Source organism: Massilia eburnea, assembly GCF_009720745.1.
GTDB lineage: Bacteria > Pseudomonadota > Gammaproteobacteria > Burkholderiales > Burkholderiaceae_D > Rugamonas > Rugamonas eburnea.
The window spans coordinates 82,082-101,655 of the sequence record NZ_WNKX01000020.1 but is presented as its reverse complement, the minus strand read 5'-3'; the positions used below and the strand labels follow the sequence as shown (position 1 = coordinate 101,655).

The window sequence follows — 19,574 nt, the reverse complement described above, 5'->3', positions numbered from 1 at the left end:
TCAGCCCGTCACCCCGTAGATAAAGGCAGTGATTTGCTGGCCGCACAGCAGCGCAACCAGGCCGGCGCCCGCCAGGTAGGGACCGAACGGGATCTTGTGGTCAAAGCCCATGCGCGAAGCGATGATGATGGCGATGCCGATCACCGAACCGACGCCTGCCGACAGCAGGATAATGGCCGGCAGCATCTGCCAGCCCATCCAGGCGCCCAGGGCCGCCAGCAGCTTGAAGTCGCCGTAGCCCATGCCTTCCTTGCCGCGCAACAGCTTGAATACCCAGTACACGGTCCACAGCACCATATAGCCGGCGGCGGCGCCCAGCACCGCGTCCTGCAGCGGGACGAACATACCCTTCACGTTGACCAGCAGGCCCAGCCACAGGAGCGGGAAGGTCAGGTCGTCCGGCAACAGCTGGGTGTCGATGTCGATGAAAGTCATCGCCAGCAGCAGCCAGCCGAACACCAGGGCGGCCATGCCTTCCCAGCCAAAACCGAAGTGCCACACCAGGCCGGCCGACAGCAAGGCGCTTACCGCCTCGATGACCGGGTAACGGGCCGAAATCTTCGCCTTGCAGGAGCTGCACTTGCCACCCAGGACCAGCCAGCTGATCACGGGCACGTTTTCCAGCGCCGTGATCTGGTGGCCGCAATGCGGGCAAGCCGAACGCGGCACGACCAGGTTGTACTTCTCGGGGTGCGGCTCAGGCTCGTCGCGTTCGCAGGCGCAAACGCTGTCGACTTCGCGCTGCATCATGATGGGCAGGCGGTGGATCACAACGTTCAGGAAACTGCCAATCAGCAGGCCCAGAATGCCGGCCACCACAGCGGCGGCCAGCGTTGCGGGCGGGGAGAACAGCATCAGTGTTTCTTGCATTCTTTTTATACCACCGAACCGAGTTTGAAGATTGGCAGGTACATTGCGACCACCAGGCCGCCGATCAGCACGCCCAGGATCACCATGATCATCGGTTCCATCAGGCTGGAGAGCTGGGAAACCGCCTCGTCCACTTCATCCTCGTAGAAGTCCGCCACCTTGCCCAGCATCGAGTCCAGCGCACCGGATTCTTCACCGATGGCCACCATCTGCGTCACCATGCTCGGGAACACGTCCGCGTTCTGCATGGCGATGGTCAGGCTGGTACCGGTGCTGACTTCGGTCTGGATCTTCTTGGTCGCTTCCGAATAAACCTTGTTGCCCGAAGCGCCGCCCACCGAGTCCAGCGACTCAACCAGCGGCACGCCGGCTGCGAACATGGTGGCCAGGGTGCGGGTCCAGCGCGCGATCGTGGCTTTGCGGATCACATCGCCGAAGATCGGTGCTTTCAACAGCAAGCGGTCCATCGTGGCCTGCATCTTTTCCGAGCGGCGCCAGGTCTGGAAGAAGAAATACAGCCCGGCGAAGAGGGTGCCAAAGATGATGTACCAGTACTTGACGAAGTATTCCGACAGCGCCATCACGAACAGGGTTGGCGCCGGCAAGTCCGCGCCGAAGCTGGAGAATACCTCTTTAAAGGCAGGCACCACCCAGATCATGATCACAGCCGTCACGATGAAGGCCACGGCCAGCACGGCGATCGGATAGGTCAGCGCCGACTTGATCTTGGCCTTGATGGCCAGGGTCTTTTCCTTGTAGATCGCCAGACGGGTCAACAGGTCTTCCAGGATACCGGCCTGTTCACCGGCCGCCACCAGGTTGCAGAACAGCGGGTCGAAGTACAGCGGGTATTTGCGGAACGCCATGTTCAGGCTGGTACCGGTCTCGATGTCGGCGCGCATGTCCAGGATCAGCTTTGCCACCGATGGATTGGCGTGGCCCTTGCCCACGATGTCGAAGGCTTGCAGCAGCGGCACGCCTGCCTTCATCATGGTCGCCAGCTGGCGGGTGAACAGGGTGATGTCCTTGTCGGTGATCTTCTTGCCGGCGCGGTAGGTCTTTTTCTTGACCTTGGTCACCATGATGCCCTGGCGGCGCAGGGTCACGTTGACCACCGCCTCGCCGCCGGCGCGGATTTCGCCGCGCACGGTCTTGCCGGTTTTATCTTTGCCTTCCCATGCGAAGACTTGTTCTTTCGCGTTGCCCGCAGTAGCCATTTCCTATTTCCTATTCGTTGGTGCAGCCCAGCACTTCTTCCAGGCTGGTCAGGCCACCCTTGACCTTGACCAGTCCCGATTGGCGCAGCGACTTCACGCCTTCCGCTTCCGATTGTGCCGCGATCTGCATCGCGTTGCCGTGTGACAGGATCAATGCTTCGATCGCGGGCGTGATCGGCATGATCTGGTAAATACCGACCCGGCCTTTGTAGCCCGAGCCGTTGCAGCGCTCACAGCCCACCGGGCCATAAGGCTTCCATGTGCCATCCAGGTCGTCTTCCTTGAAGCCCGCCTTGAGCAGGAGCTCGGCCGAAATATCGACCGGTTTCTTGCAGGTGCACAGGCGGCGCGCAAGACGCTGCGCTGTAATCAGGATTACGGAGGAGGCAATGTTAAATGGGGCGACCCCCATGTTCATCAGACGCGTCAGCGTGGATGGCGCGTCGTTGGTGTGCAGCGTCGAGAACACCATATGGCCGGTTTGCGCCGCCTTGATGGCGATATCGCCCGTTTCCAGGTCACGGATCTCACCGACCATGATGATGTCGGGATCCTGGCGCAGGAAGGCTTTCAAGGCCACCGGGAAAGTAAGGCCGGCCTTGTCGTTCACGTTGACCTGGTTCACACCCGGCAAGTTGATTTCGGCCGGGTCTTCCGCGGTCGAGATGTTGATGCCGGGCTTGTTCAGGATGTTCAGGCAGGTGTACAGCGACACCGTCTTGCCCGAGCCGGTCGGGCCGGTCACCAGCACCATGCCGTAGGGACGCTGGATCGCTTCCAGCAGGATTTCCTTCTGGTCCGGGTCGTAGCCCAGCGAGTCGATGCCCATCTGGGCCTGGGTCGCGTCCAGGATACGCATCACGGTCTTTTCGCCGAACAGGGTCGGCAGGGTCGAGACACGCAGGTCGATGGTCTTGGTGGCCGAGACGATCAGGCGCATGCGGCCGTCCTGCGGCACGCGTTTTTCCGAGATGTCGAGCTTGGACAGCACCTTGATGCGCGACACCAGCTTGTCCTTGATGGTGGTCGGCGGCTGGGCGTGCTCGATCAATACACCGTCCACGCGGAAGCGGATGCGGTAGAACTTTTCAAACGGCTCGAAGTGCAAGTCGGATGCGCCCATATTGACCGCATCCATCAGCATCTTGTTCAGGAAACGCACGATCGGCGCGTCTTCGACTTCGGCATCGGCAGCGCCCTGCGCCGGCGCGGCGGCTTCTTCCTCGGCGAACTGGATGTCCCCTTCCTCGCCGGTCATGTCCAGGATGGTCTGCTGGGAACTCTTGGTCAGGTTCTCCAGCAGCTTGAGCAGCACGTCGTGCTGCACGATGACCGGCTCCACCGAAGATTCGGCCTGGAACTTGATCTGGTCCAGGGCCTGGATATTGGTGGGGTCGGACAGGGCGACCGACATCTTGTTGCCGCGCTTGGCCAGCGGGATCACGCGCTGGGCCAGCATCAGCTTGGTGTCGATGGCCTTTTGCGGCAGCAGGTCGGTATTGATCGAACTCAGGTCGAGCAGGGGGTACGCGAAGGTATCGGCACAAAAGGCCGCGAGTTCCGCCGGTTTGATGGTGCCGCCAGCGAGCAGCACATCAATAAAGGTGGATTTCTCGGTCTGCGCCTTTTTATTGAGTGCGTCCGCCTGCGGCGGGGTAAGACGCCCCGCTTGCATCAGGGCCCGGGCCAGGCCCGACATGGGGGAGCCTGACGCCGAGTTCGGTTGTACTGCAGCCATAGGAGCGCACTATCAGAATGTTAATTAGAGTGAGTCTCCGGATGATGCCTATAGGAATCATTTTTGTAAAGCTCCGCACCGTTCACTCTGCGTGGCGGGGCTCCGGGCGTCGTAATTTCACTACTTTGATAGCCTGGTCTTGTGCTTGCACCACTTCTACGATGCAATTACCCACCTTGACCGAGATGGGTGCATCCGGGATGTCCTGCAACACTTCCAGCAGCAAGCCGTTCAGTGTCTTGGGCCCATCCAGGAGAAAGTTTAAACCCAGACGCTTGTTAATGTCACGTAATGCCGTGCTTCCTTCCAGCAAGCATTCGCCATGCTCGTCCCAGCCGAAGCTGTCGGCGCGCGCCGCGCTCGGGGTGGAGGTGGTGAATTCGCCGATCATTTCCTCGATGATGTCGTCCAGCGTGACCAGCCCTTGCACCTCGCCATACTCGTCGACCACGATGGCCAGGCGCTCCTTGTTTTCCTGGAAATTCTGCAGGGCGGCGAAGGCCGGGGTGTCCTGCGGGATGAAGAAGGGCTCGGACAGCAGCTTGCGGAAGTGTTCGACGGTGAGTTCGTCGTCTTCGTTCAGCAGCGCGATGGCCTTGCGCACGTGCAGGATGCCGACGATCTGGTTGATTTCACCGTCATACACGGGCAGCTTGTTGTGGAAGCAGGTGGTGAGCTGGGACTTGATTTCCTCCACCGGCATGGCCAGGTCGAGCGCCTCGATCTGGGCGCGCGGGGTCATGATGTCTTCCACCGAGATGGTGTCCAGGTCGAACAGGTTGAGCAGGATGCTTTTGTGCTTTTTCGGGATGAAGCTGCCGTTTTCCAGCAGCACCGAGCGCAATTCGTCAGGCGACAGCTTGCCTTCCTGGATCTGGCCGGTGGGCTTGATGCGGAACAGGCGCAGCAGGGTGTTCACAAACAGGTGCACGAACCAGAGCAGGGGCTTGGAAACGGACAGCAGGGGCCGCAGTACCAGCGAAGCCGGCAGCACGATCTGGTCGGCATAGCGCGCACCCATGATCTTGGGCGAAATCTCGGCCAGCACGATCAGGATGAACACCACGATAACAGTCGATAACAGGATGACATGCTGCTCCAGTCCGAACTGGGTGATGGCGATGGCGGTGGCCAGGGCGATGGCCATGGCGTTGAGCAGGGTGTTGGCGACCAGGACCAGGGAAAGCAGCTGTTCCGTGCGCTCCAGCAGCCACAAGGTGGCGATGGCGCGGCGGCTGCCGCGTTTGGCCTGGTGGCGCAGGCGGAAGCGATTGGCCGCCATCAGGGCGGTTTCGGCCATGGCGAAGAAGGCCGAGGCGAGAATCAGGAAGGCGAGGGCAGCAAATTGCGCCCACAAGGGAACGGTATCCAAGGTCGTGATGACAAGTCAATAAGAGGACGATTTTAGCACGCTGCCCTGGAGGCAAGATTGCCTGGCAGCCGGCGCCCGTGCTGGGCGGGCCGGCACGCGGCCGCCGCCCGCCCTATAATGCTGGCCATGCGTGACGCGGACCTGACTCTGGCGCCAATGCGCCTGGCCATCGCCCCGCCGCCCAAGCTGGCCGGGGTGGTGCGCTATTTCCATATCGAGTGTCACAGCCCGGGCGCCGTGCTGGTGCCGGCCACGCCTTGTCCCATGGTGACCTTCTTCATTCGCGGCGGTTCGCGCTTCGCCGGCGCCGATGGGCGTGAGCGGATTCACAGTGCACCCTTCGTTACCGGCCCGCTGACCAGCCACTTCCCCGCCGTGTGGGAGGCGGGCACCACGTTTGCCAGCGCCGTGATCGATGCCGGCGCTTTCGGGCGGCTTTTCGACGTCGCGCCGGGCGAACTGCGGGATGCGGTGGTGCCGCTGGCCGATGCCGCCCCGGACTGGCCGGGCATTCCCGCGCTGGAGGAGCAACTGCGCGGCGGGAAGGATAGCGGGACCTGGGTGGCGCACCTGTCCGACTGGCTGCTGCGCCGGCTCGACCAGCGCGAAGCAGGGCTGCGCCGGGGCGTCCAGCCGTTCTCCCTGCCGCCATTGATGCTGGCCCTGCCTACCGAAGAAATCGCGGCGCGCTTCGGCATCAGCGTGCGCCAGCTGGAGCGCCGCGTCATGGCCAGCTACGGCCAGAGCATGCGTGACAGCCGCCGCATGATGCGTTACATCCGTGCCCTGTCGCGCATGATCGCCACGCCCTTGCGGCACGGCGGCTTGACGCGGCTGGCCGTCGACTGCGGCTACCACGACCAGGCGCACATGGTGCGTGACTTCGTGCAGTACACCGGCCTGGCGCCCAAGGCCCTGATGGATAGCGCGGCCGACCCTGCGGGCGCTTTGCGCCTGCTGCGTTATGACGATGCCTCGCGCCCCATCGTCACCCGCGAGGACTACTGAAGCGCGCGTGTCGCATCCATACAATATTTTCCCAGCGTTCCCCGCTATCGTAGCGTCGCTAATTTAGGGGAACGATATGGAACTGGACGCTACACTCGAGCGCGACGGCTATGTGCTCACTTCGCTGGACACCCTGATGGAGACCGTCCGCACCAACAGCCTGTGGTACCTGAGCTTTGGCCTGGCCTGCTGCGCGGTGGAGATGATGGAAGCCGCTTCGGCGCGCTACGACATGGACCGCTTCGGCATGTGCCCGCGCCCATCGCCGCGCCAGGCGGACCTGATGATCGTGGCCGGCACCCTCACCAACAAGATGGCGCGCGCCATGCGCAAGGTGTACGACCAGATGCCGGAGCCGCGCTATGTGGTGTCGATGGGCTCCTGCGCCAACGGCGGCGGCTATTACCACTATTCTTATTCCGTGGTGCGCGGCTGCGACCGCATCGTGCCGGTGGACGTCTACGTGCCAGGCTGCCCGCCCACGCCGGAAGCCCTGCTGTACGGCCTGACGCAGCTGCAGCAGAAAGCCCGGCGCGGCGAGCGTGCTCAACTGCCCCGGTAAGTCGAATACGACCAGGGCGACACCACCAGCGGCACGTGGTAGTTCTGGTCGGCGTGTGCGATGCCGAAGGCGATCGTCACTTCATCAATGAAGCGCGGTTCCGGCAACGCGACGCCAGCCGCTGCGAAATAGGCGCCGGCGCCAAAGACAAGCTCATACCGGCCAGGACGCATGGATTCGCCTTCCAGCAGCGGCGCGGCGCAGCGGCCATCGGCGTTCGTCACGTCTTTCTTGACCAGCGAGCGCGCGCCGCCGTCCAAGGCGTACAGCGCCACACTGACACCGGCGGCGGGGCGGCCGTTGGCGGTATCGAGAACGTGGGTTGAGAGTTTTCCCATAGTCATTCCTTATTTTCCTTATCGGGCTGATCATATACCGGTGCCATAACGCCAATATATTATTGAGCATATACCTTTCATCCCGGACCCATCATGAGCAATTACCCCCGCGACCTCATCGGCTACGGCCGCACGCCACCCCACCCGCAATGGCCAGGCCAGGCCCGCGTGGCCCTGCAATTCGTGCTGAATTACGAGGAGGGCGGCGAGAACTGCGTACTGCACGGCGACCCGGCATCGGAGACTTTCCTGTCCGAGATCATCGGCGCCGCGGCCTTCCAGAACCGCCACATGAGCATGGAATCGATCTATGAATACGGTTCGCGCGCGGGCCTGTGGCGCGTGCTGCGCATGTTCGAGGAGCGCAAGCTGCCGCTGACCATCTTTGGCGTGTCGATGGCGCTGCAGCGCAACCCGGAGGCGGTGGCCGCCTTCCGGGAACTCGGCCACGAAATCGCCTGCCATGGCCTGCGCTGGATCACCTACCAGAACATGGATGAGGAAACCGAGCGCGCCCACATGAAGGAAGCGGTGCAGATCATCAAGGAGCTGACCGGCAGCGCGCCGCAGGGCTGGTACACCGGCCGCGATTCGCCCAACACGCGCCGGCTGGTGGTGGAGCACGGCGGTTTCCGCTATGACGCCGACTATTACGGCGACGACCTGCCGTTCTGGCAGGAGGTGGCGCACAGCGGCGCCGACGGCAAGCCAGCCGTCAGCCCGCAGCTGATCGTTCCCTATACCCTGGACACCAACGATATGCGCTTTGCCGCAATGCAAGGCTTCAATAGCGGCACGCAATTCTTCGATTACCTGAAGGACGCATTCGACGTACTCTATAAGGAAGGGGACCCGGCCGGCCTGAACCAGCCGAAAATGCTGTCGATCGGCCTGCATTGCCGCCTGATCGGCCGTCCGGCGCGTGCTGCAGCATTGGCGCGCTTCCTCGATTACGTGCAAAGCCATGACAAAGTGTGGATCACGCGCCGCATCGACATTGCCGAGCACTGGCATAAGCATCATCCATATATGCGAAACCTCTGATATTCAAAATCAGAGAATTCTTATATGGACAGGATGCGGTAGTGTTAGTCTTGCAAGCTAGGAGACCTGCGAGGCCAAGATGTCAGAACCGATCCGCTTTTACTACCGTGGCGCCGTGCATGAAGTACGGGACGCCGCCCCGACGCAGACCGTGCTGCAGCACCTGCGCGAAGACTTGCGCTGCACCGGCACCAAGGAAGGCTGTGCCGAAGGTGACTGCGGCGCCTGCACCGTGGTGCTGGGCAGTGTGGTCGATGGCAAGCTGGAGCTGAAAGCGGTCAATTCCTGCATCCAGCTCACCCCGACGCTGGACGGCAAAGCCCTGTTCACCGTGGAAGACCTGCAACAGGCTGACGGCGCGCTGCACCCGGTGCAGCAGGCGCTGGTCGAATGCCACGGTTCGCAATGCGGCTTCTGCACGCCGGGCTTCGCCATGTCGCTGTGGGGCCTGTACCTGAAGAAGGAAGGGCAGTGCGCCTCGCGCAAGGAGATCGACGATTGCCTGTCCGGTAACCTGTGCCGCTGCACCGGCTACCGTCCGATCATCGACGCCGCCCAGCGTATGGTCGAACTGCCGAAAGTCGCATTCGATGCCGCCCGCGTGGCCGAGCAGCTGGAAGCGCTGAAGCGCGGCTCGCTGGCCGTCTACAGCGCACATGGCCAGACTTTCCTGGCGCCGCGCACGCTCGATGAACTGATCCAGCTGCGCGCGGCGAATCCGGCTGCGGTGCTGCTGGCCGGTTCCACCGACGTCGGCCTGTGGATTACCAAGCAGATGCGCGAACTGGGCGACATCATCTATCTGGGCCACGTCGACGCACTCAAGGTGCTGCGCGAGGCGGACGGCATGATGGAGATCGGCGCCGGAGTGTCGCTGGAAGACGCCTACAACGCGCTGTGCCGGCACTACCCGGACGAACTGGGCGAATTGCGCCAGCGCTTTGCATCCCTGCCGATCCGCAATGCGGGCACGCTGGGCGGCAACGTCGCCAACGGCTCGCCGATCGGCGACTCGATGCCGTGGCTGATCGCGCTGGGCGCGCAAGTGGTGCTGTGCGGCGCGGCCGGCGAGCGCGTGCTGGCGCTGGAAGACTTCTACCTCGATTACATGAAGAAGGATTTGCAGCAGGGAGAATTCGTGCAGGCCGTGCGCGTGCCGCTGCCGCGCGCGGACGTACGCTTCCGCACGTACAAGCTGGCAAAGCGCTTCGACCAGGACATTTCCGCCGTGTGTGCGGCCTTTGCTTTCCGCATGGACGGCGACGCGATTGCAGAGGCACGCATTGCATTCGGCGGCATGGCCGCCACGCCAAAACGCGCGGCGCAGGCGGAAGCTTTGCTGAACGGCCGTGTATGGAGCGCGGCGGCGCTGGCCGATGCCATGGCGGCACTGGCGCGCGACTACGCTCCCCTGAGCGATATGCGCGCCAGCAGCGAATACCGCATGAAGACGGCGCAGAACCTGCTGCGCCGGTTCTGGCTGGAGACGCGCAGCGATGCGCCGCTGGCGGCCGACGCCGTCAACGCCTTCGCCGTCAGCGCGTGAAAGGAATTCAACATGAATCATCCCGTCACTCCTGAACTGAAGGCCGCCACCTGGACCGGTGTCGGCGTTCCCCGCCCGCACGAATCGGCTGAGCTGCACGTGCTGGGCCAGGCGACCTACACCGACGATATTCCCGAGCTGCACGGCACCCTGCACGCGGCGCTGGGCCTGTCCTCGAAAGCGCACGCGCGTCTTGCTTCGCTGGACCTGGATGCGGTGCGCTCCGCGCCAGGCGTGGTGGCCGTGTACACGGTGTCGGATATCCCGGGCACCAATGACTGCGGCCCGATCATCCACGACGATCCGATCCTCGCCGATGGCATCGTGCAGTACGTCGGCCAGCCGATTTTCATCGTGGTGGCGGACTCGCATACCAATGCGCGCCGCGCCGCCAAGCGCGGCGTGGTTAACTACGAAGAGCTGCCGGCGATCCTGACGCCGCAGCAGGCCAAGGCCGCCAAGTCCTATGTGCTGCCGCCAATGCAGCTGCTGCGTGGCGATGCGCAAGCCGCATTCGAGAAGGCCCCGCACAAGGTCAAGGGACAGCTTTATGTCGGCGGCCAGGAACAGTTCTATCTGGAAGGCCAGATCGCCTACGCCATCCCGAAAGAGGGCAAGGCGTTGCTGGTACAGTGCTCGACCCAGCACCCGAGCGAGATGCAGCACGTGGTGGCGCATGCCCTCGGCCTGCATTCGCACCATGTGCAGGTGGAATGCCGCCGCATGGGCGGTGGCTTCGGCGGCAAGGAATCGCAATCCGCGTTGTGGGCCGCATCGGCCGCCATCGCCGCCGCGCGCACCGGCAAGCCGGTCAAGCTGCGCGCCGACCGCGATGACGACATGATGGTGACGGGCAAGCGCCACTGCTTCTACTACGAGTACGAAGTGGGCTATGATGCCGAGGGCCGCATCGTGGCAGCTAAAGTCGACATGACCTCGCGCGCCGGCTTCTCGGCCGACCTGTCGGGGCCGGTCGCCACGCGCGCAGTCTGCCACTTCGACAATACCTACTACCTGTCGGACGTGGAAATCCACGCTGCCTGCGGCAAGACCAATACCCAGTCGAATACCGCCTTCCGCGGTTTTGGCGGACCGCAGGGCGCCATCGCCATCGAGTACATCATCGACGAGATTGCGCGCAACCTGGGGCGCGACCCGCTGGACATCCGCCGCCTGAATTTCTACGGCAAGATTGAGCGCAACCAGACCCCATACGGCCAGGTGATCGTGGACAACGTGATCCACGAACTGGTGGCGGAGCTGGAGCAGACCAGCGAATACCGCGAGCGACGTGCGGCGGTGGCAGCCTATAACGCCAGCAGCCCGGTTCTCAAGCGCGGGCTGGCGCTGACGCCGGTGAAGTTCGGCATCGCTTTCAACGTGACCCACCTGAACCAGGCGGGCGCGCTGGTGCATGTGTATGTCGACGGCTCGGTGCTGGTCAACCATGGCGGCACGGAGATGGGGCAGGGCATCAACACCAAGGTGCTGCAGGTGGTGGCGCATGAACTGGGCCTGGACCTGGAGCGCGTGCGCATCACGGCCACCGATACCAGCAAGGTGGCGAATACATCGGCTACCGCGGCATCGACCGGTGCGGACTTGAACGGCAAGGCGGCGCAGGATGCGGCGCGCCAGATCCGCGAGCGGCTGGCGGAATTTGCCGTGCGTACACTGGGCGGGGAAATTTCCGATGTCCGCTTCTACGGCAACGAGGTCCACGTCAACGGGCAGAGCGTGCCGTTCGAGTCGCTGGTGCAGAAGGCTTACCTGGCCCGCGTGCAGCTCTGGTCCGATGGCTACTATGCTACGCCGAACCTGCATTGGGACCCGAAGACCATGAACGGCCATCCGTTCTCCTATTACGCCTACGGCGCTGCCGTCTCAGAAGTAGTGGTCGACACGCTGACCGGCGAATGGAAGCTGCTGCGCGCCGATGCACTGTACGACGCAGGGCAGTCCTTGAACCCGGCCATCGATATCGGCCAGGTGGAGGGCGCCTTCATCCAGGGCATGGGCTGGCTGACGACCGAACAGCTGTGGTGGAACCCGGCAGGCAAGCTGATGACGCATGCACCGTCGACCTACAAGATTCCTGCGATCTCCGATTGCCCTGAAGACTTCCGCGTGCGCCTGTTCCAGAACCGCAATGTGGAAGATTCGATCCACCGCTCGAAAGCCGTCGGAGAACCGCCGCTGTTGCTGCCGTTCTCCGTGTTCTTTGCGATTCGCGATGCCATTTCGGCGGTAGGCGGGCATCGCGTCAATCCTCCGCTGAACGCCCCGGCGACCAGCGAAGAAATCCTGCGCGCCATTGCGGCGGTAGAAGCGGCGGCTTGATATGGCTGACTGGTTGACTCCAGCCGGGGAACCGGCGGTGCTTGTCACGGTCGCGCGCGCCGAAGGGTCGGTGCCGCGCGAGGCGGGAACCCATATGCTGGTTACCGCGGGCGGCCAGTTCGATACTGTCGGCGGCGGCCACCTTGAACACAGGGCGCTCGACATCGCGCGCGGCATGATCGGCGCCGGCCGAAGCGCTGCCGTGCACCTGGAACGCTTTCCGCTCGGCCCGAGCCTCGGCCAATGCTGCGGCGGCGTGGTATGGCTGCTCTTCGAGCCGGTTGCCGGCGGACTGGATGAAGCGATGGCGCAATTGCGCCAGCGGCGCCGTGAGGATAGTTGCCGTATCACCGCGATCGATGGCGCGGCAGAGTGCCGGCTCACGGATGTACGGCATAAGGAAACGCATATCCACACTGACGGCAACGGGCGCCGCTGGCTGATTGACCCGGTCAGGGCGCCGCGCGCGCACCTGGTGCTGTTCGGTGCGGGCCATGTCGGCGCCGCCATCGTGCGCGCGCTGGGCGAGTTGCCCTGCACCGTGACCTGGGTCGACGAGCGCGACGCCATGTTCCCGGGCGAAGTGCCGGACAACGTCACGATCGAAGCCACCGACACGCCGGAAGCCTGCGTCGACGAGGCGCCAGACGGCGCCAGCTACCTGGTCATGACCCACAGCCACGCGCTCGACCAGCGCCTGTGCGAGGCCATCCTTTCGCGCCACAACGTCGGCTGGTTCGGCCTGATCGGCTCCAAGACCAAACGCGCCCAGTTCAGCAATCGCATGGAAGCCAAGGGCCTGAGCGTGGAATCCATGGTATGCCCGGTCGGCCTGCCGGGTATCATCAACAAGGCGCCGGCGGTGATTGCCGCTTCGGTTGCCGCACAATTACTGTTAGTCTGGGAATCCCAGGCGAGAGATTAAGCATGAGCAAAACAAGCAGCGTGCAAGCCTACCGAGCGGGCTTGCTGTATTTTCACGCCGATCCGGCCTTCATTGAACGCGCCCATGCATGGCACGAAGATGGCCTGCTGGTCGTCGAAAACGGCAAAGTGCGCACGGCCGGCGACTACGCCACGCTGGCGCCGACGCTGCCGCCCGGCACGGACGTGAAGGACTATCGCGGCAAGCTCATCATGCCCGGCTTCATCGACTCGCACGTGCATTACCCGCAGACCGATATGATCGCTTCGCCGGCGCCCGGCCTGCTGCCATGGCTGGAGCAGTACACTTTCCCGACCGAACGCCAGTTCGCCGATCCGGCGCATGGTGCGCAGGTGGCGGAATTCTTCCTCGACGAGCTGCTGCGCAATGGCACCACGACGGCCATGGTCTATTGCACCGTGCATCCGCAATCGGTGGACGCCTTTTTCAGCGCCAGCGAAAAGCGCAAGCTGCGCATGATCGCCGGCAAAGTAATGATGGACCGTCATTGCCCGGACTTCCTGTGCGATACCGCCGAACGCGGCGCGGAGGAAACGGAAGCGCTGATCCAGCGCTGGCATGGCCGCTCACGGCTGCTGTACGCCATCACCCCGCGCTTCGCCCCGACGTCGACCGAGGCGCAGCTGCAGCTGGCCGGTGAGCTGGCGCGCAAATACCCTGACACTTTCCTGCAGACCCACGTCTCCGAAAACAAGGAAGAATGCAGCTGGGTCAAGTCGCTGTTCCCGCAGGCACGCAGCTACCTCGACGTCTATGACCGCTACGGCATGCTGCGCCCGCGCGCCGTGTATGGCCACTGCATCTGGCTCGATGAAAGCGACCGTGCGCGCATGGCCGAAACCAGGGCCGCCGCCGCGATCTGCCCGACTTCCAACCTGTTCCTGGGCTCGGGACTGTTCGACTTCGAACAAGCCGACAAGGCTGGCATGCTGCTATCTCTGGCCACCGACGTGGGCGCCGGCACTTCGTTCAGCATGTTGCAAACGATGAATGAAGCCTATAAAGTAGCGCGCTTGAAGGGCAGCTACCTGCCCGCCATGCGCATGTTCTACCTGGCGACGCTGGGCGCGGCGCGCAGCCTGCACCTGGAAGAGTCGATCGGCAGCTTTGCCGCAGGACGCGAAGCGGACTTCATCGTGATCGACCCGCAGGCCACGCCGCTGCTGGCACGCCGCAGCGCCAATACCGACAGCCTGGAAGAGCAGCTGTTTGCACTGGCCCTGCTGGGGGATGACCGCGCCATCGCGGCCACCTATTCGGGCGGCCGCCTGGTGCATGCGCGGGCGCAGGGCTGACCACGTCCACCACGCCGAGGGAAACCAGATGCAGAAGAAGATGCACACGCCACTGAGCAGCCTGATGCTCGCCGCCGCCATCAGCGCCGCCTTTGCCGCGCCGGGGGCCGGCGCCGCGACCAATGCGGAAGTCACCGCACGCCATTTTGCCTCGCTGGTTTCCGGCCCGGCGCCCAAGACGGCCGAGCTGACCATGTTCTTCAACAATATGCCGAAGGGCGCCGACCTGCACCACCATTACTCGGGCGCCATTTATGCCGAACAGTATTTGGAATGGGTTGCCAAGCTGGGCTACTGCATCGACAAGACCAGCTGGAGCGTCAAGACCGACAAGCCGGCCGACCCGAAGAGCTGCGCGACAGTTGGCGAGCTGGAGCAGGACCCGGTCGCTTACCGCGCCCTGCTGCACAAATGGTCCACTTTGGACTTCTACAACCACAGCGAAGACCAGCTGGCGCCCGACCTGGCTTTCTTCACTACCTTCCCGCGCTTTAACGACGTGGCGTCGACCAATGGCAACGATGGTCAGCAGCGCCTGAAGCAGCGCGCGATTGCCGAAAACGTCAGCTATATCGAGACCGTGTTCGAGATCGCGCCGATCACCTTCGACGCCGAGTTTGACGGCAAGCTCAAGGACGACGCAGCCTTCGCCGCCTACCTGGCTAAGCTGGAAGCGAGCCCGGCCTTCAACAAGGGCATCGCCGACTACAGCGCCTATGTCGACAGCAGCAGCGCTGGTATCGACGATGAACATTTCACCATGCGCTACCAGCCTTTCGTGCTGCGCTTCCTGTCGCCTTCCATCGTGTTCTCGCAGATGGCGGCTGGCTTCAAAATCGCTAGCCAGAACCCGAAAGTGGTGTCGGTGAATATTGTCGGCGCCGAGCATTACCCGGTTTCGATGCGCGACTACGAGCTGCACATGCGCATGTACAAATTCCTGAGTGCAAAGTATCCGAACGTGAAGCTGTCGCTGCACGCCGGCGAACTGGCGCTGGGCCAGGTGCCACCGGAAGGCTTGAAGTTCCATATTGCCGAAGCGATCGACATTGCCGGCGCCAAGCGTATCGGGCACGGCATGGACATCGCCCATGAACGCCAGCCGCTGGCCATCTTGAAGAAGATGCGCGAGAAAAATATTCCAGTCGAAGTGAACCTGACTTCGAACGAATTCATCCTCGGCGTGAAAGGGGAGGCGCATCCGCTCAACATCTACCGCAAGTATGGCGTGCCGTTTGTGCTGTCGAGCGACGATACTGGCGTCAGCCGCAATACCCTGTCCAATGAGTATGTGCTGTTCGCCAGCCGCTATAAGACCAGCTATGCGGAAGTCAAAAAGCTTTCATATGACAGCATCCGCTATGCCTTCCTGGCCGAGGCCGACAAACAGCGCCTGCTGAAACAATTGGACGCCCGCTTTGCCAAGTTCGAAGCCGACGTAGCAACTTCACTGAAGTAAGCCCCTTCTTAGCCGCACTTGTGGCCCTTTTGCCACAAGTGCGCGCATCTTTTCGCATTTTCTTAATGTTAATAAAGTGTCTTCGGGCGTGTGCTTCTTTATAATTTTGCCTTAGCACGCGCGCTTTTTTGCTGAAAAACGTATAACGAAAGGCAATTTATTTTCCCTACGTATAAATACGCAAGGGAAAATGAATTTGTCTTGGACCCGGCCTTTAAGGCATAGTTGACGAAAAAATACGTCTATGCAACTGGGAATTCCCCCGCGTCACACAAATGTCACGAAGCTGTAGCACCCACGTCATGGTTGGTGCTTAAACTCGCTGGGCGGCAACTATTTTTGCAACATTAGTAAAAAGCGCAAATGCGGCATGCAGGAAGATGCCGACATTTACCAATAATTTGTTCTCTTTTGGGGTATATCAATGATGAATCAAAAACGGCTCCGGCTGACGCAGATAGCGTTTAGCTTGTCCCTGGTGTTTGCCGCTCCGGCATTCGCACAGAACACGACTTCCGCGATTGGCGGTCGCATTTCAGGTTCTGATGGCAAGCCAGCTGCTGGCGCGACCGTGACCATCACTCACGTTGAATCCGGTTCGACCAGCAACGTCACGACTGACAGCGAAGGTCGCTACATCGCGCGAGGCCTGCGTGCCGGCGGTCCGTACACGATCACCATTACCAAGAACGGCGTTTCCGAAAAACGTGACAATGTCTTCGTCGAGCTGGCTGAAACTGCCGCGGTCGACGCTACCCTCGGCCAGGCTATCCAGACCGTGACCATCGCCGGTTCCGCCGCCCGCGCCGAAAAGTTCAGCAAGTCCAACCAGGGCGCCGTGACCTCGATCAGCTCAGCCGACCTGGACATCCAGGCTTCGGTCAACCGCAGCCTGCAGGACTACGCCCGCATGGATCCGCGCGTTTCGCAGACCGACAAGGAGCGTAACGAAATCTCCGTAGCCGGCCAGAACTCGCGTTTCAACTCGATGACCATCGACGGCGTTGCCGTGAGCGATACCTTTGGCCTGGAAGGCTCCGGTTCGCCGTTCGCCAAGCAGCCGATTTCGATCGATGCGATCCAGTCCTCGCAGATCAACGTCGCCAACTATGACGTGACGCAGAAGGGCTATGTCGGCGCCAACATCAACGCCGTCACCAAGTCCGGTACCAACAACTTCCACGGTTCCTTGTACAGCGTGTTCCGCAACCAGGATATGGCCGGCGACCGCTACAACCAGTCCACCGACACCTACAGCAAGCCGCCTACTTCCAAGACCACCACCAACGGCGGCACCCTGAGCGGCCCGATCATTCAGGACAAGCTGTTCTTCATGGTGAACTATGAGAAGTACAAGTCGAGCCTGGCCTCCCCGTCGTACGGCCCGATCGGCTCCCCGCTGACCAATATCGGCATTACCACGGGCCAGATCCAGCAAGCCAAGGACATCGCCAAGAACACCTGGGGCATGGACGTTGGCACCGAAGTGATCACCCCGGCGCAAATGAACGTGCGCGACAAGCTGGCTAAGATCGACTGGAACATCAACGACGATCATCGCCTGATGGTGCGCTGGTCGAAGACCCAGCAGTCCGAGCCAATGTTCTCCGGCATCGGCAACAACAGCCTGTCGCTGAGCAGCTACTGGATCACCAACAACAAGACCCTGGAAACCAAGGTCGCACAGCTGTTCTCCGACTGGACCCCGAACTTCTCGACCGAAATCAAGTGGTCGCGCCGCGATTACGACAGCCTGTGGACGACCGGCTCGACTCTGCCGGCGATTGGCCTGAACTGGAGCGGTCCTAATCCTGTCGGCACCCCGACCAGCGTGGCAACCACCAGCCGCTTCCTGGACATGGGCACCGAGTTTAGCCGCCAACGCAATGTGCTGGGCACCAAGACCGACGACATCTACCTGGGCGCCAACTGGAACCTGGGCGCGCATGAAGTCAAGTTTGGCGCGGACATGAACAAGAATGAAGTGACCAACATCTTCTTGCAGAACGTCTACGGCAACTACACCTTCGGCTGCATCCCGAACGTGCCGTACAGCTTCCTGGGCGGTGCGAATGCTCCTGCGACCTTCTGCAGCAGCAACAACGACAATATGACCAAGGCCATCATGGAGAACTTCACCCGTGGCCGTCCATCGAGCTTCTCGGTGCAGGTTCCGGCTGCCGGTCATACCTTTGACGATGCGATCGCCAAGTTTACCCTGAAGGATACCGGCCTGTTCGTGCAGGATACCTGGAGCGTGACTGATCGCCTCACTATCAATGCCGGCCTGCGTGTCGACATCGAAGACCTGCCGGAGCGCCCAACTCTGAACGCCGCTGTAGCCCTGCCACGCGTGGCTGGCGCTGCGCCTAGCACCCGTGCTACCGGCGGTTTCGGCCTGGACAACACCAACACCATCGACGGCCAGAAACTGTGGCAGCCGCGTGCTGGCTTCAACTACAAGCTCCCTAGCGAGCGTCCAATGCAGATCCGCGGCGGCGCCGGCCTGTTCCAGGGCGTGGCAATGTCGGTCTGGATGGCGAACCCATACCAGAACAACGGCGTGGCAACCCGCACTGTGACCTGCGGTAGCTCGACCTCGCCTTGCCCGGACGCAATGTTCAGCCCGGACATCAACAAGCAGCCGACCAACCTGGGCGCAGCCTCGAGCCAGGCCAACGTGGACGCTCTGGCAGCAGGCTTCCGCCAGCCTTCGATCTGGAAAGCCAACCTTGCCTTCGACCACGAACTGCCATGGTATGGCATGACCTTCACGGCTGAAGTGCTGTCGCTGAAGACCAAGGACGGTATCTACTACCAGAACCTGAACCTGGGCGAACAGACCAAGACCGGTACCGACGGCCGTGCCTTGTACTACAGCACCCAAGCGCTCAACCCAGCTTGCTGGACCGCAACCGGCAGCCTGACCACCAGCGGTACGACCTGTACCGGCGCTCGCAGCAAAGCGTTAAGCAACTCGAGCTTCGGCAACGTGCTGGTGGCCTACAACACCCAGGAAGGCAAGTCGAACCTGGCAACCCTGTCGCTGACCCGTCCTCTGATCGGCGGCTTCGGCTGGTCCGTGTCGTACACCTACACTGACGCCAAGGAAGTGTCGCCACTGCAGGCTTCGACTTCCGGTTCGACCTACAATGCGCGTGCTTCGTTTAACCCGAACGAAAACACTACGGCAAATTCCCAGTACCTGGTGAAGGACCGTATCGCAGCTTACGTCAACTTCCGTAAGGCCTTCTTCGGCAACTACCGTACCACCTTCGGCGTCAACTACGAAGGCCGTACCGGCAAGCCGTACAGCTGGACCTTCAACAACGACGCCAACGGCGACGGCGTCAGCAGCAACGACTTGATGTACATCCCACGTGCACCAGGTTCGGGCGATGTGATCTTCGCTGGCGATACTGCAGCCAGCCACGCCAACGAAGACCGCTTCTGGGCAACTGTTAACCAGTCGCGTGCCTTGCGCAACGCCGCCGGCGGTGTTGTGCAGCGCAACTCTTCGTTCGCTCCATGGACCAACAACTTCGACGTTCGCATCAAGCAGGAGATCCCTGGCTTCATGAGCGGTCACAAAGGCGTGCTGTCCTTTGACATCATGAACTTCGGCAACCTGCTGAACAAGAAGTGGGGCCGTATCAACGAGATGCCTTACTCCTCGTCGGGCGGCGTGACCCGTTCGTTCGTGGACTTCGCTGGTATTGACCCAGCCACCGGCAAGTACGTGTACCGCGTGCGCGACTCGGTGAAGGACTTCGACGTTCGCCAGGCTCGCGGCGAATCGCAATGGCAGCTGCAAGCTTCCGTGCGCTACGAGTTCTAAG

The 19,574-nt window shown here is 62.1% G+C and carries 14 protein-coding genes; 9 read left to right on the top strand and 5 right to left on the bottom strand.

The window, feature by feature from the left end; all coding sequences use genetic code 11:
• From GM658_RS22075 to GM658_RS22060, 4 genes are all read right to left on the bottom strand, one after another.
• Complete coding sequence (locus GM658_RS22075; protein WP_155456215.1) at window positions 1-870, bottom strand: prepilin peptidase; 870 nt, start codon at window positions 868-870, stop codon at window positions 1-3.
• Between the two features lie 5 nt (window positions 871-875).
• On the bottom strand, window positions 876-2,087 hold the full coding sequence (locus GM658_RS22070; RefSeq protein ID WP_155456214.1) for a type II secretion system F family protein: 1,212 nt from the start codon (window positions 2,085-2,087) through the stop codon (window positions 876-878).
• A gap of 10 nt (window positions 2,088-2,097) precedes the next feature.
• A complete protein-coding gene (gene pilB, locus GM658_RS22065; protein WP_155456213.1) occupies window positions 2,098-3,825 on the bottom strand; it encodes a type IV-A pilus assembly ATPase PilB in 1,728 nt (575 codons plus the stop codon).
• 82 nt (window positions 3,826-3,907) lie between these two features.
• Window positions 3,908-5,197, bottom strand: a complete 1,290-nt coding sequence (locus GM658_RS22060) for an HlyC/CorC family transporter (RefSeq protein WP_155456212.1) — start codon at window positions 5,195-5,197, stop codon at window positions 3,908-3,910.
• A 126-nt stretch (window positions 5,198-5,323) separates the two neighbouring features.
• On the opposite strand from GM658_RS22060, the gene GM658_RS22055 reads away from it, so the two are divergent.
• A complete protein-coding gene (locus GM658_RS22055) occupies window positions 5,324-6,205 on the top strand; it encodes a helix-turn-helix domain-containing protein (protein WP_155456211.1) in 882 nt (293 codons plus the stop codon).
• Window positions 6,206-6,281: 76 nt separating this feature from the next.
• Window positions 6,282-6,767 carry a NuoB/complex I 20 kDa subunit family protein gene (locus GM658_RS22050; protein ID WP_155456210.1) on the top strand — a complete coding sequence of 162 codons (486 nt, stop codon included), beginning with the start codon at window positions 6,282-6,284 and terminating at the stop codon, window positions 6,765-6,767.
• Here the strand turns inward: GM658_RS22050 and uraH are convergent.
• Entirely contained in the window at window positions 6,752-7,105 is a 354-nt protein-coding gene (gene uraH, locus GM658_RS22045; protein WP_155456209.1) for a hydroxyisourate hydrolase, read from the bottom strand. The genes GM658_RS22050 and uraH overlap by 16 nt on opposite strands.
• A gap of 93 nt (window positions 7,106-7,198) precedes the next feature.
• Here uraH and puuE point away from each other — a divergent pair, with 93 nt between their 5' ends.
• The 7 genes from puuE (at window position 7,199) to GM658_RS22010 (ending at window position 19,573) form a co-directional block, all read left to right on the top strand.
• The gene (gene puuE / locus GM658_RS22040; protein WP_155456208.1) at window positions 7,199-8,149 is read left to right on the top strand and encodes an allantoinase PuuE; all 951 of its coding nucleotides are present in this window, start codon (window positions 7,199-7,201) and stop codon (window positions 8,147-8,149) included.
• Window positions 8,150-8,228: 79 nt separating this feature from the next.
• A complete protein-coding gene (gene xdhA, locus GM658_RS22035; protein ID WP_155456207.1) occupies window positions 8,229-9,695 on the top strand; it encodes a xanthine dehydrogenase small subunit in 1,467 nt (488 codons plus the stop codon).
• Between the two features lie 12 nt (window positions 9,696-9,707).
• Window positions 9,708-12,035, top strand: a complete 2,328-nt coding sequence (gene xdhB / locus GM658_RS22030) for a xanthine dehydrogenase molybdopterin binding subunit (RefSeq protein ID WP_155456206.1) — start codon at window positions 9,708-9,710, stop codon at window positions 12,033-12,035.
• 1 nt (window position 12,036) lies between these two features.
• A complete protein-coding gene (gene xdhC, locus GM658_RS22025; RefSeq protein WP_155456205.1) occupies window positions 12,037-12,960 on the top strand; it encodes a xanthine dehydrogenase accessory protein XdhC in 924 nt (307 codons plus the stop codon).
• Window positions 12,961-12,962: 2 nt separating this feature from the next.
• On the top strand, window positions 12,963-14,276 hold the full coding sequence (guaD, locus tag GM658_RS22020) for a guanine deaminase (RefSeq protein ID WP_155456204.1): 1,314 nt from the start codon (window positions 12,963-12,965) through the stop codon (window positions 14,274-14,276).
• A gap of 28 nt (window positions 14,277-14,304) precedes the next feature.
• Window positions 14,305-15,735: an adenosine deaminase family protein gene (locus tag GM658_RS22015; protein ID WP_229417017.1), complete on the top strand. Its 1,431-nt coding sequence runs from the start codon at window positions 14,305-14,307 to the stop codon at window positions 15,733-15,735.
• 424 nt (window positions 15,736-16,159) lie between these two features.
• A complete protein-coding gene (locus GM658_RS22010) occupies window positions 16,160-19,573 on the top strand; it encodes a TonB-dependent receptor (RefSeq protein WP_155456203.1) in 3,414 nt (1,137 codons plus the stop codon).
• Window position 19,574 lies beyond the last annotated feature (1 nt).

Coding starts and splice junctions, on each gene's coding strand:
- GM658_RS22075 (WP_155456215.1), bottom strand. CDS start 870: ATGCAAGAAACACTGATGCTGTTCTCCCCGCCCGCAACGCTGGCCGCC.
- GM658_RS22070 (WP_155456214.1), bottom strand. CDS start 2,087: ATGGCTACTGCGGGCAACGCGAAAGAACAAGTCTTCGCATGGGAAGGC.
- pilB (WP_155456213.1), bottom strand. CDS start 3,825: ATGGCTGCAGTACAACCGAACTCGGCGTCAGGCTCCCCCATGTCGGGC.
- GM658_RS22055 (WP_155456211.1), top strand. CDS start 5,324: ATGCGTGACGCGGACCTGACTCTGGCGCCAATGCGCCTGGCCATCGCC.
- GM658_RS22050 (WP_155456210.1), top strand. CDS start 6,282: ATGGAACTGGACGCTACACTCGAGCGCGACGGCTATGTGCTCACTTCG.
- uraH (WP_155456209.1), bottom strand. CDS start 7,105: ATGGGAAAACTCTCAACCCACGTTCTCGATACCGCCAACGGCCGCCCC.
- puuE (WP_155456208.1), top strand. CDS start 7,199: ATGAGCAATTACCCCCGCGACCTCATCGGCTACGGCCGCACGCCACCC.
- xdhA (WP_155456207.1), top strand. CDS start 8,229: ATGTCAGAACCGATCCGCTTTTACTACCGTGGCGCCGTGCATGAAGTA.
- xdhB (WP_155456206.1), top strand. CDS start 9,708: ATGAATCATCCCGTCACTCCTGAACTGAAGGCCGCCACCTGGACCGGT.
- xdhC (WP_155456205.1), top strand. CDS start 12,037: ATGGCTGACTGGTTGACTCCAGCCGGGGAACCGGCGGTGCTTGTCACG.
- guaD (WP_155456204.1), top strand. CDS start 12,963: ATGAGCAAAACAAGCAGCGTGCAAGCCTACCGAGCGGGCTTGCTGTAT.
- GM658_RS22015 (WP_229417017.1), top strand. CDS start 14,305: ATGCAGAAGAAGATGCACACGCCACTGAGCAGCCTGATGCTCGCCGCC.
- GM658_RS22010 (WP_155456203.1), top strand. CDS start 16,160: ATGATGAATCAAAAACGGCTCCGGCTGACGCAGATAGCGTTTAGCTTG.